This is a genomic window from Bradyrhizobium sp. Ses1 (genome assembly GCF_059512365.1).
In genome coordinates, this window is record NZ_JCAMOQ010000019.1 from 36455 (window position 1) to 50732 (window position 14278).

Sequence of the window (14278 nt, forward strand, 5' to 3'; positions counted from 1 at the left end):
AATGCCGCTGCTATGGTCTATCGCATGGGCTCAAGATCGAACGAAGCAGTCGCCGCTGGGATCAGGACGTCATCGGCCTGACCGAAGCAAATTAAGGTTCGACAGTAAGCCCGGCAGTCAAAAATTCTAGGTTCGTGCCTAGCGCATTGTCAACGACGGAGGTTGCACAAATTTCGCAAGCGTCATGCGCAGTAAATCGGCAAGACCTCTTGCACCGATATCGGCGATGATGATTTCCTCAGGGCTCTGTCTCGTCGAAAGCCATCAATGACAAAGCCGTCGGTTCCAGTTGGCATCATATGTTCGCAGTCCGGGCCCTATCAGGCCATGGGGCGCGAGATATTGAAGAGCGCTCTGATGGCGGTCGACGAGATCAACGATCACCCTGACTTTGATTTCACGTTCACCGCGCATGTCCGCGATCCCCGCGGCGTCATTTCGGAATACCACACGGTTTGCGATGACCTCATTCGCAACGTGGGCGTCGAGCATATTATCGGCTGCTACACCTCGGCCTCGCGCAAGCAAGTTCTGCCGATCGTCGAGCGCACCGATCGCCTGCTCTGGTATCCCGCACGTTACGAAGGGTTCGAATGTTCCGATAATGTCATCTATGTCGGCGCGTCGCCAAACCACAATGTCCTGCCGCTCGTGCGCTACGTGCTCGACAATTTATCACGACACATCTTCTGCGTCGGATCCAACTATGTCTGGACCTGGGAGACCAATCGCGTCACCCGCGAACTGGTAACAGCGGCGCAGGGAAGCATCCTTGCCGAACGGCTGCTCGAGCTGGGCGAAAGCGCAGTCGGGCACATCGTCGACGAAATCGTCCGCCGCAAGCCGCCAGTCGTCTTCAATACGCTCGTCGGCAGTTCGAGCTACGATTTCATCCGCGCCTTTCATGCCGCTACCACGGCGGCCGGTCTCGACATTCCGATGCTGAGTTGCAGCCTCTGCGAGCCGGAGCTCAAGATAGTCGGACCCGCATCCGCCGGATGCATCACGTCGTCAGCCTATTTCGAGAGCATCCGCCTGCCCGAGAACCTCGCCTTCGTGCAGCGCTGGAAGGCGCGTCATGGCGAAGCCAGCAGCCCCTCCGTCGATGGACAATCCACCTATGTCGCGGTGTATCTCTTGGCGCGCGCGCTGCATCGGGCCGGGACGTCTAACATTGGTGAGGTGCGGCGCGCGGCCGCCGGCTATCGCTACAATTCGCCGCAGGGACCGGTCTGGATCGATGGTGCCAATAACCATTGCGTCCTTACGCCGCGTCTGGCCGTCTCGAATGCGCAGGGACAGTTCGACATCTTCTGGGAGTCCGACGCACCGGTTAAGCCGGATCCCTATTTGACGCAGCTCGACATCGCCGCCGGACCCGTGCGTGAGAAGTCAAGGGACGGAACGTCGCCGAGTGCGCTTCATTTGCGGGTTGTGAAATGAGCAAACCGTCTTCATTTTCCCTCCGCGGCCGCAAGGCCCTCGTCGCCATCAAGGACGAGCGCGACCTGTCGATCGTCAGGCGCCAGTTCGAACGTCTGGGAATCGACGTCCTGACATGGGAGCAAGGAAGCGCTCTCGCGTGTCAGTCGGATGTGACGCTGATCGACGATGAATTCCTGCCGCTGACCTCGCCGACGCAGCGGGCCTTGCTTGGACAATGTCCTGTCATCGCCCTGCTCGGCACGGAGACTCCAAGCCGGCTGAAGCTGGTGCTCGAGCTCGACCCGGCGTCGTTTCTGGTCAAGCCGCTGCGCTCAGCCGGCATCTACGCCGCACTGGTGATGGCGTTCGAGCGGGCCGAGCGCACCAACGAATTGAAGCAACAAGTCCTCAAGCTGGAAGAACGCCTGCGCTCGCGCCGCGTCGTATTGGCCGCCGTCCTCCAGGTGATGCACACGCACTCCGTTGCCGAACCTGCCGCTTTTGCGCTGATCCGGCGAGCTGCCATGGAGCAGCGCAAAACCATCGAGCAGATGTCGGCCGAAATCGCCGCGAACGGCAGCCTGCCCCGCGCGACCGGATAGATTCGCGATGATCTAATCGTTCTTCCTGGAAATTTCGGTGCCGGTCACCAGCGTCACCTCGCCATCGATGATGGGCTTGGCGACGCCGAAGAAGCGGAGGACGGCGTCGGAATTGTTGTGCATATCCATCGCTGCGCGATCGACGTAGCGCTCGTAGGTCGTGAACACACACGGGTCGATCGTGTCCTGCGATATGTAATAGCCGACAGTCGTCGTTTCGTTCGCGCGAACGCTCGCTGCGACTTCGAGCAGCGCCTGACGCATGACGGCCTCATGGCCCTTCTTGGCCCGGATAATCGCGGTGATGGTCAACATGTCGCCCTCCCCCGGCTCACGGATGATCGGCGGCGCCAGATCATCGTCCGGCTCGCGCAGCGCGAACATGCCATCTGTTCGCCTAATCGCTCAAGCCGTGACGCCGCTCCTGTGCATAGCGCACCAACGCGGCGAAGCGGTAGATGCCGTGGACGAACTTGCCATAGGGCATGGTGATGAACAGCGCGAACACGGCGCCGAGATGCAGCGCGAGCAGCGGTCCCATCGCCGGCGTCTCGCGCAACAGCAGCAGCGCCATTCCGGTGATGCCCGTCAGGAACAGCATGGCGATGAACCCGACATCCATGCCATAGCTGGTATCATCGAGCAGCGCGGGATCACGCTGTCCTTTCGCCAGGAGCAGCCCGATCGGCCCGACGATCAGGCCGATGCCGCCGAGCGAGCCAAGCACGACCGGCAGGTCCCACCACGCATACGGCGCCTCGCGTCCCAGAAGATAGTGATAGAGCGTGGCGACCGACGTCGCAGCAAAGCACAGCAGGAAGCCGTAGAAGGTGAGATGGTGATAGAGCTTACGCCGATCAGTGGGCCGATCGTCCTCATTGTAGCAGCCGACCCCGCCGCCATGGAGATAGCGCAGCTCACCGGCATCGCGAATCGCCTGGAAGATCGAGCCGCCATCGGCGCGCGCACCGATCGGCTCGCCAATATCGCGCCAGAATGCGCGCACGCTCATGACGAGGGCCAGGATCGCATAGAGAAAAGCCGCGCTGAACAGCGCCGCCATCGCATTGTGCGGCATCAGCTTGTAGAAGGCGCCGGGGCCGGTGTGGACGCCGAAGAGCAGCGTCGGCCCGTTGAAGGCGGCAAAGCCGAAGATGAAGGCGGCCATGCTGAAGGCGGCAATCAGGCTGATGACGAGCCCATTGCGTGCGAACACGCCGGACAGCGCGCGCGGCCAGGCATAGGCGGCATAGGATTCGGCGCGCGCCACCGCCAGCGTCTTCGGCACATTGACGTTGAATTCATGCGGCGGCGAGAACTGGCAGTCGACATAGCAGGCGCCGCAGGCGTGGCAGAGATTGGCGAGATAGTTGAGGTCGCCGTCGGAGAACGACCGGCGCATCTCCATCGCGGGGAAAACCGCGCACAGCCCCTCGCAATAGCGACACGAATTGCAGACCGTCATCAGACGATCGGCTTCCTGCAAGATCCTAGTTCCGTGCATTCTTTGCCGCTTCCCGTCCTGCGATCCGGCCGAACACGCTACCGATGGTCATGCCGATGCCGGCGGCATAGCCGCGTCCCAGCACATTGCCGGCCATGATCTCGCCGGCGGCGAACATGTTGGCGGAAGGTTTGCCATCCTTCATCAGCATCCGCGCCTGCTTGTTCACGCGCGTGCCGAGATAGGTGAAGGTGATGCCGGGCCGCACCGGATAGGCGAGATAAGGCGGCGTCTCGATCCGGCGCGCCCAATGCGTCTTCGGCGGCACGATGCCTTCGGTGCGGCAATCATCCAGGATGGTGTGATCGAAGGTGCCGGGCCGCACCGCGGCGTTGAACTCGATGATGGTCTTTTCCAGCGCCGCCGGATCAAGCTCGAGCTTGCCGGCAAGCTCGGCGATCGTACCGCCCGCGATCGGCGGGAACAGCGTCGGCATGAAGCTGGTCACGACGGTCGAATCGAAAATGATGTTGGCGATCTGGTCGGGCTGTGCGGCGACCAGCCGGCCCCAGATCGCATAGCGCTTCGGCCAGATATCCTCGCCTTCGTCGTAGAAGCGCTCGGCGTGTTTGTTGACGACGATGCCGAACACGACGGAGTCATGGCGTGTGATGATGCCGCCGTCGAATTTCGGCGCGCGGGCGTCGATCGCCACCGCGTGGCACTGCGTGGGATCGCCGACCTCCTGCACGCCCTTGGCCAGTAGCATCTTCAGGATCGAGCCGCGATTGTAGGGCGTGCCGCGGATCAGGAAGTTGTCGGCGGCCTCGCCCCAATATTCCCTGAGCCATTCGATGTTGGCCTCGAAACCGCCGGCGGCGGCCACCAGCGCCGCAGCGTGCACCTCGGTCGTGCTGTTGATCGGCCGCCTCAGCTCGGCCGAGAGGAACATGCCGTCCTCGACCTTGATATCGACGACTTCGGCATCATAGCGGATGTCGACGCCAAGCCGTTCCGCGGTGAGATAGAGCGCGTTCAGCATCGCGCGTCCGCCGCCGAGGAAGAATGAATTGGTGCGGCCAAGGCTGAGCGTGCCGCCGAGCGAGGGCTGCCAGCGCACCCCCTGTTCCACGATCCAGTTCAGGATATCCTTGGACTCGTGGATCATGAATCTGGCGAGGTCCTCGTCGGTCTCCCCGCCGGTCACCCGCAACAGATCCTCCCAGAATTCCTCCTCGGTATAGGGGCCGGTGAGGATCTCGGTCGCGGCATCGTGGGCGCAGCGCATGTTGCGCGTATGGCGCGTATTGCCGCCGCGGTAGAACTTTGGCGCCCCCTCCAGCACCAGCACGGAAGCGCCCGCACGCCGCGCGCTGATCGCCGCGCACAGCGCCGCGTTGCCGCCACCGATCACCAGCACGTCGTATTTGCTGCTCATTCCCTCTGCCCGACCGAAAGGCCATTTTCGGCGCTTTCCGGGATGCCTGCACCATTGTCCATTTCTGTATACAAAGATATACATAAGCACCGCAAGCGCCGTCTTTGCATGGGATTGATGCGCTTTGCGACCGGAGACAGGATGGCAAAGCGGCCAAACAAGGCGATCGGATCGATTTCGCGCGGTTCCGGCGTTCAGCTCGGGGAAGCCGTGTTCCGCTCATTGTGCGAGGCGCTGAAGGCGGGAGCCTATCGGGCCGGAGACCGGCTGCGGGAAGAAGAGGTGGCACAGCGGCTGAAGGTCAGCCGCACGCCGGTACGCGAAGCGCTGGGTCGGCTTGCGGCGCGCGGTTTCGTGGCGCCGGCGGGCGGACGGGGGCTGATCGTCCGCAGCCTCGATATCGGCGAGGTGCTCGAGCTTTATACCATGCGCGAGATCCTGGAAGGCTCGGCCGCCCGGCTCGCCGCCGAACACGCCTCGCAGCCCGAGATCGATGCCCTGACCGACATCGAGCAGGCCTTTGCGGAACACCCGGACGATCCAGTCGAGATGGCAGAGCTCAACCGCGCCTTCCATGAAGCGATCTGCCGCGCTGCCCGCAATCGCTATCTCGATAATGCTTCCAGGGAGCTGCAGGATTGGATTGCGCTGCTCGGCCCCACCACATTCGCCGTGGCCGGCCGCCCGTCGACCAGCCGCAGGGAACATCGCGCCATCATCAGCGCTATCGCGGCCCGCGACAGCGACAAGGCGGAGAAGCTGGCGCGCACCCATATCCGGGAAGCGCTGCGCTGCCGCCTGAAACTTCTGCAGAAGCAATAGCGCATGCTGCGCGCTATTTCCTTGCCCGCCGCTGCGTACGCGCCGTCCCCTCGAGCGGTGGGGTGGCGCGGTCCAGGAGCTCGGTCGGACCGCCGAGCGAGCGCGTCAGCCGCGCCGCCGCTTGCGACAGCAGCGATGACATCGTCTTGATACTGTCCTTGGTGAAGCGCGGCTTGGGGCCGGACAGCGACAGCGCGCCGACGAGCTTGCCGTTCGGCCCGAACACGGGACAGGCAATGCCGGCACAGTCCGGGTCGCGCTCGCCGAACGAAACCGCAATGCCGCCCTTCCTGATGGGATCGTAGGCCTCGCCGCTCTCGCCATCGAACGCCAGGATGACTCGTCCTGCGGCGCCGCGGTCGAGCGGCAGCAGCATGCCGGCCTCGACGCGGTCGAGCGTCGAGTGCTGGGAATCGATGCGAAACACGCACAAGCGGCGCTTGCCGTCATGTCGGACGTGGAACGACGGACTTTCCGTGCCCGCGGCCACCAGTTGCCGCAGGACCGGCATCACCTGATCATGCAGATTATTGGCGCGCTGATAGATCGCGCCCAATCGGAACGGCGTCGGCCCGAGATGGTAGCGGCCGTCGGTGAGCTGCACGAGATAGCCGAATTCCTGCAGCGAGCTCATCAGCCGCAGCAGCGTGCTCTTGTACATCCCGGTGTGCCGCGACAGCTCGGCGAGACTCATCGGCTCCGGCTTTTCCTCGAACGCCCCTAGGATGGTGAGCGCACGGTCGACGGCGGCAACGCCGGGCGAACGCATGGTGCTTCCTATTTGGAGAAGCCGGCGGGATCGATCAGCTTTGCGATGACTGGAAAATACGCATCCCCCATCCCCTTGTCGATCGTCTCCTCGAAAATGCTGCGCAGGAGCGCTGCGCCCCGCAGGTTCAGGCCGGCGTGGCCGCCCAGCTCAAGCGCATAGGTCAGATCCTTCAGTGCATATTCGGTCGAGAATGCCCGCAGCGGGAATTCCTTCGCCACGATCGCCTTCATGCCGTGATTGCGGAGCGCAAAACTGTCCGCCGACCCCTTGGACAGGGTTTCCAGCAGCAGTTTCGGTTCGACGCCGCTGTGGCTTGCAACAGCAACAGCTTCCGCCAGCGCATTGACCGTCTCGAACAGCACCATGTTGTTCAGGATCTTCGTCACCTGGCCGGCGCCGGTGCCGCCGCAGAGCGTGACGTCGGTGGCGAAATGCCGGATCAGCGGCTCGACCTTGGCAAACGCATCGACTGTGGCGCCAACCATCACGCTGAGCGTGCCATCCTGCGCCGCTTGGCGGGTGCGGGCGATCGGCGCGTCGATCCACAGCGCGCGCTTTTCCGCCAGGCGCCGCGCAAACTCGCGGGTCATGCCGACCTCGGAGGTGCCGAGGTCGATCACGGTCTGACCGTTTCGGATCGACTGCGCAATGCCGCTCTCGAAGACCGAGGACACAAGCTTCGCGCTCGGCAGGCAGATGAAGATGACGTCGCTGCCACTGACAACATCGGCAGTCGACCCGGCGGCCACACCGCCATCGGCGACGATCCGGGCCAGCGGCTCCGCCGAAAGGTCGAACGCCAGCACCTTCTGTCCGCTCTTGCGCACCAGATTGCGGCAGATCGGCTCGCCCATGACGCCAAGACCGATGAACCCGATTGTCCCTGTCATGCAGGCATTCTCCTCACACTTTGGGGCGGCACCCCGCCCGTCTCGATAACTTCACTTGACCAGCGGACAGCCGCCTTCGCTCATGGGCCGGAACACCTCTTCGCCAGGCCTCGAGCTGACGATTCGGTAGTAGTCGTACTTGTACTTCGATTCTTCCGGCTTCTTCACCTGCACGAGATACATGGTGTGCAGCACCCGTCCATCAGGACGAATCACGACATCCTTGTTGTACATGTCGTTGACCTTCATCTCGTGCATCTTGGCGGCAACGGCGGTCGCATCCGTCGTTCCGGCCGCCGTCACCGCGGCGAGATAGTGGTGGACGCCGCTATAGACGCCGGCCTGGACCATGCTGGCGACCTTGCCATCCATCAACGCCGCATAGCGCTTCGACCAGGCACGGGTGTCATCGTTGAGGTCCCAGTAGAAGGAGGTCGTCACCTGCAGGCCTTGCGTCGCCTTCAGCCCGAGCGAGTTGACGTCGGTAATGAAGACAAGGAGACCCGCCAGCTTCTGCCCGCCTTCGACGATGCCGAACTCGCCGGCCTGCTTGATCGCGGTCTGCACGTCCGCGCCCGAGGTCGCAAGCCCGACGACATCGGCCTTCGAGCCTTGCGCCTGCAGCAGGAACGAGGCGAAGTCCGCCGTGCCGAGCGGGTGCGCGGCCGAACCGATCACCTTGCCGCCGGCGGCCTCGATGAACTTGGTGGCGTCGCGCTGCAAAGCATGGCCGAACGCATAGTCTGCCGTGACGAAATACCAGGTCTTGCCGCCGGCGCGCGTGATCGCATCGCTGGTCAGCTTCGACAGCGCATAGGTATCGTAGTTGAAGTGAAAGCTGATCGGCGAGCAGGACTTTCCGGTGAAGTCGGACGAGCCTGGGCCGCTGATCACGAAAATCTTGTTCTTCTGCCGCGCGATTTCGAGGATGGCAAATCCGGCGGACGATGCGGCGCCATCGGCAATCATGTCGACGCCTTCGTTGTCGAACCATTTGCGCGCGGTCGCAGAGGCAATGTCCGGCTTGTTCTGGTGATCGGCGGTGATGATCTCGATCTTCTTGCCGAGGATTTCGTTGCCGAAATCCTCCGCCGCGAGCTTCGCCGCGGCCACCGAGCCGCGACCGCCATTGTCGGCGAACACACCGGATTGGTCGTTGAGCACGCCGATTCGAATGACGTTATCGGCTGCCGACGCGACACTCACCTGCGCGGCCAGCACGGCCGCGATTATCAAACGCAACTTCATCAATACGCTCCCTACCTAACTCAAGTATTCTGTCCGTTCAGGATGTCCTGCAGCACTGGAGCGATGTAGGCGCGGAATTGCGCTGGATTCTCGCTCATCGGGAAATGGCCGAGCCGCTCCATGATCGTGGCCTTGGCGCCGGGAATGCTCGCGGCGGTACGCAGCGTGTCCTCCGGCGTGCAGGAAAAATCGTATTCGCCGGTCAAGAGATAGAGCGGGCACTGGCGCACATCGATCTGGCCGACGCGGCCGCGCAAATCGCCGTCGACTCGGTAGAAATAGAGATCGCCCTTGAAGATGCCGGGACCGCCCTGCTTGTAGCCCCAAAGGGTCTCGTCGCGCGCGACCACTGGACCGTTCGGCGCGATCAGGCCCGAGACCAGCGCCGCGCAAACTTCGCCGCCATGCACATCGGACCGGTTCAGCCATGCCGTGTCGTACCAGGGCTGCTGGAAATCGGCGGCCTCAAGGCCGATCAACGCGCGAAACTCGCTGGCATGCGATATCGCAAGATTGAGGACGATACGCCCGCCGATCGAGCAGCCCATCACCACCGGCCGATCGAGATTCAGCGCGCTGCAAAAGGCGCGGATGATGGCCGTGTAGGTCGCGGTCGTCAGCCTGTACTCGTTGCCATACTGGCTGTCCGGCGGGTTCGATTTGCCGTGCCAGGGCATGTCGAACGCGATGATGCGGAACTGCTTCGTGAACTCTTCGTCGACCAGCAAATGGCGCCATTGCCGCGCATCGGAGCCGGCGGTGTGCAGGCAGACCAGGGGAATACCGGTGCCATTCTCCTCGAAATAGATGCGGTTGATCTCGCCATCGATCTCGACATGGACGTAGCGTCCGACGATCGGTTCGACAAAGCCGCTCATGGCGCGCTCAGCAATCCGCTGCGACGCGGCAGCGCCAGGAGATCCTTGAAGTACTGCAGGTGCGACATGAAGGGATGCAGATCGCCTTCCAGTGTCGCCTCCCCGCGCTTGGTAAGCGCGAGCAGATCGTGCCAGCCCGGCGGCGGCACCGCCTGCCAATAGGCGCGATACGCGGCCGGCGTCGCGCGATAGGCGAAGCGCCAGGACCGCATCAGCACCGGCGCGGGAGTCATATCGAGGATGCGCCCGCCGCAAATGGTCACATGAAAGGGCTGCACCGTGGGTCCGAGCAGACACTCCACGTCAAGCAGCCGGCCGCGGCCGATCAGCTTCTCGTCGCGCGACAGCAACTCTGGAATGGTCTTGAACGCATCGACCACCTGATTGTCGAACGCAACAGATGGCCGGTCGGTCGATGCCGCATCAGGGTTCACGCTCGATTCCTCCGGGCCGCCCGTTCTGCAGAGCAGAATGATGTTCTATTTTTCTGTCACCCGTTTACACGCACTTCCTGGCTGAACTCAAGGGGGGTTCGGCCGCGGTTGGCGGTCGAGCCAGCGCTAAAGGTATTTTCTCCGCGCGATCCGAGGGAGCGCGGGCATCACCACAATGGCGGCGGGATGATCCGTGCCCGGCTAACGCGCCGGGGAGATTCTCTGTAATGAGGCGGGGATGTCAGCGCGGTTGATCGCGGGAAGACGTCGAATGCAAGCGCGTCGACCGCCGCTGCTGGCGCCAATGATATATTTCGATCGAGGCCGGAGCGCTCAATGCGCGCCAAGGCAGCCGTCTTACGGTAAAATCACCGGCGTTGCGGCGTTTCGTCGTCCTGCTGTGAGCTGGCTTCATCCGCCGCCGGGAATATGGCGTCGTAGATCGCACGCGCTTCCCGGATAAGCCGGGCCCGCTCGAGCTCAGACTTTGGAACAAATCGAACGACTTCACCCATATGCGGCTCCAAGCCAGATTGGGGCAGTTCCCCGTTGGATGACAACTATCATTTCAAATAGATCGTAAATCCTGTGTGGATCCGCATCCCATCTGTCCCGATGCGGGCATAAAATGATCGTGAAATCGCGTGAGAGAAGGAACCGAAGGTCCCCGACCATTTCCTCGAAACGGTGACGACCGCCGAACTGGTCGCTGCTTTGTCGACGACTTCTGATTCAAAGGAGACAGTTCAATGACCGCTCGCATCGAGACACCCGTCGCAGTCGCGGCGGAGCAAACAAATCCCGAGATCGTCAACCAGGACAGGCGCAAGTTGCTGACTGCCACCGCGATGGGAATCGCTGTCGCAAGCGCGGCCAGCCTGTTTCCCGCCTATCCGGCGCCGGCTGACACAAGCGATGCGATCCGGCCGTTCCGCGTCAACGTCCCCCGAAGAAGACCTCGTTGAGCTTCGCCGGCGGATCGTAGCGACGCGCTGGCCCGACCGCGAGACGGTCAATGACCAGTCGCAGGGCATCCAACTCGGCAAGCTCAAGCCGCTCGTCGAATATTGGGGCAAAGGCTACGACTGGCGAAAGGCGGAAGCGAAGCTGAACTCTCTGCCCCAGTTCATGACCGAGATCGACGGCCTCGATATTTATTTTATTCACGTCCGCTCCAAGCATCCCAATGCGCTACCGGTCATCATCACCCATGGCTGGCCGGGCTCGGTGTTCGAGAACCTCAAGGTCATCGGTCCGCTCACGGATCCGACTGCCCACGGCGGACGCGCGCAGGACGCCTTCGACGTGGTCATCCCTTCGATGCCGGGCTTCGGCTTCTCCGGCAAGCCGACCGACACCGGGTGGGGTCCCGACCGCATCGCGCGAAGCTGGGCGGAGCTGATGCAGCGCCTTGGCTACACGAAATACGTCGCGCAGGGCGGCGACTGGGGCTCGCCCGTGTCGAGCGCGATGGCGCGCCTGGCGCCGGCAGGCCTGCTCGGCATCCACATCAACCTGCCGGCGGTCGTGCCATCGGAGATTGCCGCTGTGATCGCCGCCGGTGGGCCGGCGCCGGAGGGACTGTCCGAGAAGGAACGCGCGGCGTTCGACGCGCTCAGCGCGGCAGCCAAAAAAGGCAACAGGTCGTACGCGGTGATCATGGGCGCGCGGCCCCAGACCATCGGCTACGCCTTGGCGGACTCTCCGACAGGTCTCGCAGCATGGATGCTCGGCCATCCCGGCTTCACGAATTGGACCTACGACAACAGCGATCCAGAAAAGTCGCCTGACGAGGTGCTCGACGACATCACGCTTTACTGGCTGACGAACAGCGCAACGTCGGCGGCGCGGATCTATTGGGAATACGGCGGTGGGCGCAGCCCTGTGCTGGCGGCCGGAGAAAAGACTTCCGAGATCTCGCTGCCGGTTGCCATCACGGTATTTCCGGGGGAAAGCTATCAAGCCCCGGAGACCTGGGCCCGACGCGCCTATCGCAACCTCGTCTATTTCCACGAGGTCGAGAAGGGCGGCCACTTCGCGGCCTGGGAGCAGCCGGAGCTCTTCAGCGCGGAGATCCGAGCCGCGTTCAGGCCGCTGCGGCAATCGATGTGAGATGAACAGGCACGCCAACCGACGACCAACATCAGGGAGATATCCATGACCGGTGCAACCGAAGGCGTGAGAGTACGGGTCGACATGAAGCTGGAGATCCTCGTCATTCCCGTTTCGGATGTCGACCGCGCGAAGCAGTTCTACGCGAACCTTGGCTGGAGGCTCGATGCCGACTTCGCCGCGGGTGACTGGCGCGTGATCCAGTTCACGCCGCCTGGCTCGCCCTGTTCAGTCATCTTCGGCAAGAACGTCACCGCGGCGGCGCCCGGCTCCGCGCAAGGCCTCTATCTGGTCGTCTCCGACATCGAAGCCGCCCGCAACGATCTGCTCAGTCGCGGCGTCAAGGTCAGCGAGGCCTTCCACGGCGGCGGCGACGTGCACACTGGCACTGACGAACCCTATCTATTTGGCCGGCTGCGGGTCAGCGGCCCCGATCCCGAGCGTGGGAGCTACCAGTCGTTTGTCTCCTTCAGCGATCCTGATGGCAACGGCTGGCTGGTCCAGGAAATCACCGCGCGTTTGCCGGGACGCGTGGACACGGACGGCACGACATTCGCCTCGCGTACCGATCTCGCGAGCGCGCTCCGGCGTGCGGCGGCCGCACATGGCGAGCACGAGAAGCGGAATGGCGGCCAGCGCGATGAGAACTGGCCTGACTGGTACGCCGAGTACATCGTCAATGAACAGGTCGGCAAACCGCTGCCGTCATAGTGGCGGCTTACCCGAGGCAGCGCGGCGGCCAGTCGCCGCTCCATGAAGCAGAGCGGCGACTGGACGCGGAGCGGCTGCGTTGCCCTCAGGCCCGCTGCGGCATCGCCACGGGCAAGTCGTGCTGCACCACGGGCTCGTCGGCGGCGATATCCTCCCGATAGGTCTCGGGCCCGATCCACACCGCGATCACCGTACACAGCGACAGGAACATCGCGTAGCAGGCGACCGGCCACCAACTGCCATAGGCCGCGACCAGCGCCGTTGCGACGAACGGCGCCGGACCGCCCGCAAGCAACGAGCCGAGCTCGCGCGCAAACGCGAATCCCGCAAAACGCCGCTGCGGCGGGAATAGCTCGGCGAAGTAAGCGGCTTGCGGTCCGAACATCGCGGCCGTCACCACGGCCCTCGCCAGGATGAAGGCCACCGCGATCCAGATCCACTCCTTGGTACCGACCATCCAGAAGAACGGGAACGCCAGCGCCACGCCGGCGAGCGCGCCAAACATGTAGACCGGCCGCCGTCCGATGCGATCGGACAGCGCCGCAAAGCCGAGGATCGCAAACAGTTCAACGGTGAACGCGAGCATCAGCGCGCTCAGCGCCTCCGATTTCGGGACGCCCACCGTGGTGATGACGTAGCTGAGGCCGAACACCGGGAAGAAATAGCCGAGCCCGTTCTCGGCCATCCGCGCGCCCAGCACGACCAGGAAGTTGCGCGGATGCTGGCGCAGCGCCTCCATGGCCGGGTTGCGCTCGATCTTGCCGCGCGCGACGACGGCCTCGGTATAGACAGGCGTTTCCGTCACGCGCAGGCGCACGAAGATGCCGACCAGGATCAACAGGAAGCTCGCCAGGAACGGCAGGCGCCAGCCCCAGCTCAGCATCGCCTCGCGCGGCAGCATGGTCACCAGCGCAAAGGCGCCGGCGGCAAGCAGATTGCCGACGGATACGCCAAGCGGCGCGAAGCCGCCCCAGAAGCCGCGATGCCTCGCCGGCGCATTCTCCACCAGATAGATCACCGCCCCGCCATATTCAGCGCCGGCGCCGAGGCCCTGCACCACGCGCATTGCGACCAGCAGCAATGGCGCCCAGATCCCGATCTGATTGTAGGTCGGCAGCAGCCCGATCGCGGTAGTGCCGACGCCGATCATCAGCAGCGTCGCGACCAGCACCGGCTTGCGGCCATAGCGATCACCCATGATGCCGAAAATGATGCCGCCCAACGGGCGCACCACGAAGCCGACACCGAAGGTCAGGAACGCCAGCAGCGTTCCGACGACGGGATCGCTCTTGGGAAAGAACAGCTCGCCGAACACCAGCGCAGCCGCCGTGCCATAGAGGAAGAAGTCATACCATTCGAGCGCGGAGCCGACGCTCGCAGCAAGGATCACACGTAAACGCGATTGGCCGGCGCCGCCGGCCTTGAGCTCGGTCATTGGTTTCCATCCCTGTTGATTTGTTTTTTGGTCCTCGCAAGCGCGAAGCCCACGGGAGTTGCTCCCC

At 63.4% G+C, this 14278-nt stretch carries 13 protein-coding genes and 2 pseudogenes; 5 read left to right on the top strand and 10 right to left on the bottom strand.

What is annotated here, in order from left to right:
* Positions 1 to 267: 267 nt before the first annotated feature.
* The gene (locus tag AC5ZG5_RS21945; RefSeq protein WP_456642686.1) at positions 268 to 1443 is read left to right on the top strand and encodes a transporter substrate-binding domain-containing protein; all 1176 of its coding nucleotides are present in this window, start codon (positions 268 to 270) and stop codon (positions 1441 to 1443) included.
* The gene (locus AC5ZG5_RS21950) at positions 1440 to 2027 is read left to right on the top strand and encodes an ANTAR domain-containing response regulator (protein WP_028162218.1); all 588 of its coding nucleotides are present in this window, start codon (positions 1440 to 1442) and stop codon (positions 2025 to 2027) included. Before AC5ZG5_RS21945 ends, AC5ZG5_RS21950 begins: the two co-directional genes overlap by 4 nt.
* A gap of 12 nt (positions 2028 to 2039) precedes the next feature.
* Here AC5ZG5_RS21950 and AC5ZG5_RS21955 read toward each other — a convergent pair whose 3' ends face one another.
* The 3 genes from AC5ZG5_RS21955 to tcuA all read right to left on the bottom strand — a co-directional run bounded on the left by AC5ZG5_RS21955 (position 2040) and on the right by tcuA (position 4909).
* Positions 2040 to 2342, bottom strand: a complete 303-nt coding sequence (locus AC5ZG5_RS21955) for a putative quinol monooxygenase (protein WP_130224099.1) — start codon at positions 2340 to 2342, stop codon at positions 2040 to 2042.
* Positions 2343 to 2424: 82 nt separating this feature from the next.
* The gene (tcuB, locus tag AC5ZG5_RS21960; RefSeq protein WP_456642687.1) at positions 2425 to 3531 is read right to left on the bottom strand and encodes a tricarballylate utilization 4Fe-4S protein TcuB; all 1107 of its coding nucleotides are present in this window, start codon (positions 3529 to 3531) and stop codon (positions 2425 to 2427) included.
* Positions 3518 to 4909, bottom strand: coding sequence for an FAD-dependent tricarballylate dehydrogenase TcuA (gene tcuA, locus AC5ZG5_RS21965; RefSeq protein WP_456642688.1), 1392 nt, complete (start codon positions 4907 to 4909; stop codon positions 3518 to 3520). Before tcuA ends, tcuB begins: the two co-directional genes overlap by 14 nt.
* Positions 4910 to 5050: 141 nt before the next feature.
* On the opposite strand from tcuA, the gene AC5ZG5_RS21970 reads away from it, so the two are divergent.
* Complete coding sequence (locus AC5ZG5_RS21970) at positions 5051 to 5731, top strand: GntR family transcriptional regulator (protein ID WP_456642689.1); 681 nt, start codon at positions 5051 to 5053, stop codon at positions 5729 to 5731.
* A 13-nt stretch (positions 5732 to 5744) separates the two neighbouring features.
* On the opposite strand, the gene AC5ZG5_RS21975 is transcribed toward AC5ZG5_RS21970, so the two are convergent.
* The 6 genes and pseudogenes from AC5ZG5_RS21975 to AC5ZG5_RS22000 all read right to left on the bottom strand — a co-directional run bounded on the left by AC5ZG5_RS21975 (position 5745) and on the right by AC5ZG5_RS22000 (position 10468).
* Positions 5745 to 6500: an IclR family transcriptional regulator gene (locus AC5ZG5_RS21975; protein WP_456642690.1), complete on the bottom strand. Its 756-nt coding sequence runs from the start codon at positions 6498 to 6500 to the stop codon at positions 5745 to 5747.
* 8 nt (positions 6501 to 6508) lie between these two features.
* Positions 6509 to 7399, bottom strand: a pseudogene (locus AC5ZG5_RS21980) (NAD(P)-dependent oxidoreductase); the annotation flags it as partial.
* Positions 7400 to 7444: 45 nt separating this feature from the next.
* Complete coding sequence (locus tag AC5ZG5_RS21985; RefSeq protein WP_456642692.1) at positions 7445 to 8641, bottom strand: ABC transporter substrate-binding protein; 1197 nt, start codon at positions 8639 to 8641, stop codon at positions 7445 to 7447.
* Positions 8642 to 8661: 20 nt separating this feature from the next.
* A complete protein-coding gene (locus AC5ZG5_RS21990) occupies positions 8662 to 9519 on the bottom strand; it encodes an alpha/beta fold hydrolase (RefSeq protein WP_456642693.1) in 858 nt (285 codons plus the stop codon).
* Positions 9516 to 9953 (bottom strand): hypothetical protein, encoded by a 438-nt coding sequence (locus AC5ZG5_RS21995; protein ID WP_456642694.1) that lies wholly within the window; start codon positions 9951 to 9953, stop codon positions 9516 to 9518. Before AC5ZG5_RS21995 ends, AC5ZG5_RS21990 begins: the two co-directional genes overlap by 4 nt.
* Positions 9954 to 10321: 368 nt before the next feature.
* On the bottom strand, positions 10322 to 10468 hold the full coding sequence (locus AC5ZG5_RS22000) for a hypothetical protein (protein WP_165435076.1): 147 nt from the start codon (positions 10466 to 10468) through the stop codon (positions 10322 to 10324).
* 172 nt (positions 10469 to 10640) lie between these two features.
* Here AC5ZG5_RS22000 and AC5ZG5_RS22005 point away from each other — a divergent pair.
* Positions 10641 to 12065, top strand: a pseudogene (locus AC5ZG5_RS22005) (epoxide hydrolase family protein).
* 45 nt (positions 12066 to 12110) lie between these two features.
* Positions 12111 to 12776 carry a VOC family protein gene (locus AC5ZG5_RS22010; protein WP_456642695.1) on the top strand — a complete coding sequence of 222 codons (666 nt, stop codon included), beginning with the start codon at positions 12111 to 12113 and terminating at the stop codon, positions 12774 to 12776.
* An 85-nt stretch (positions 12777 to 12861) separates the two neighbouring features.
* On the opposite strand, the gene AC5ZG5_RS22015 is transcribed toward AC5ZG5_RS22010, so the two are convergent.
* Positions 12862 to 14211 (bottom strand): MFS transporter, encoded by a 1350-nt coding sequence (locus AC5ZG5_RS22015; protein WP_456642696.1) that lies wholly within the window; start codon positions 14209 to 14211, stop codon positions 12862 to 12864.
* Positions 14212 to 14278 lie beyond the last annotated feature (67 nt).

Coding starts and splice junctions, on each gene's coding strand:
- tcuB (WP_456642687.1), bottom strand. CDS start 3,531: ATGCACGGAACTAGGATCTTGCAGGAAGCCGATCGTCTGATGACGGTC.
- AC5ZG5_RS21990 (WP_456642693.1), bottom strand. CDS start 9,519: ATGAGCGGCTTTGTCGAACCGATCGTCGGACGCTACGTCCATGTCGAG.
- AC5ZG5_RS21950 (WP_028162218.1), top strand. CDS start 1,440: ATGAGCAAACCGTCTTCATTTTCCCTCCGCGGCCGCAAGGCCCTCGTC.
- AC5ZG5_RS21970 (WP_456642689.1), top strand. CDS start 5,051: ATGGCAAAGCGGCCAAACAAGGCGATCGGATCGATTTCGCGCGGTTCC.
- AC5ZG5_RS22000 (WP_165435076.1), bottom strand. CDS start 10,468: ATGGGTGAAGTCGTTCGATTTGTTCCAAAGTCTGAGCTCGAGCGGGCC.
- AC5ZG5_RS22010 (WP_456642695.1), top strand. CDS start 12,111: ATGACCGGTGCAACCGAAGGCGTGAGAGTACGGGTCGACATGAAGCTG.
- AC5ZG5_RS21985 (WP_456642692.1), bottom strand. CDS start 8,641: ATGAAGTTGCGTTTGATAATCGCGGCCGTGCTGGCCGCGCAGGTGAGT.
- AC5ZG5_RS21975 (WP_456642690.1), bottom strand. CDS start 6,500: ATGCGTTCGCCCGGCGTTGCCGCCGTCGACCGTGCGCTCACCATCCTA.
- AC5ZG5_RS22015 (WP_456642696.1), bottom strand. CDS start 14,211: ATGACCGAGCTCAAGGCCGGCGGCGCCGGCCAATCGCGTTTACGTGTG.
- AC5ZG5_RS21955 (WP_130224099.1), bottom strand. CDS start 2,342: ATGTTGACCATCACCGCGATTATCCGGGCCAAGAAGGGCCATGAGGCC.
- AC5ZG5_RS21945 (WP_456642686.1), top strand. CDS start 268: ATGACAAAGCCGTCGGTTCCAGTTGGCATCATATGTTCGCAGTCCGGG.
- tcuA (WP_456642688.1), bottom strand. CDS start 4,909: ATGAGCAGCAAATACGACGTGCTGGTGATCGGTGGCGGCAACGCGGCG.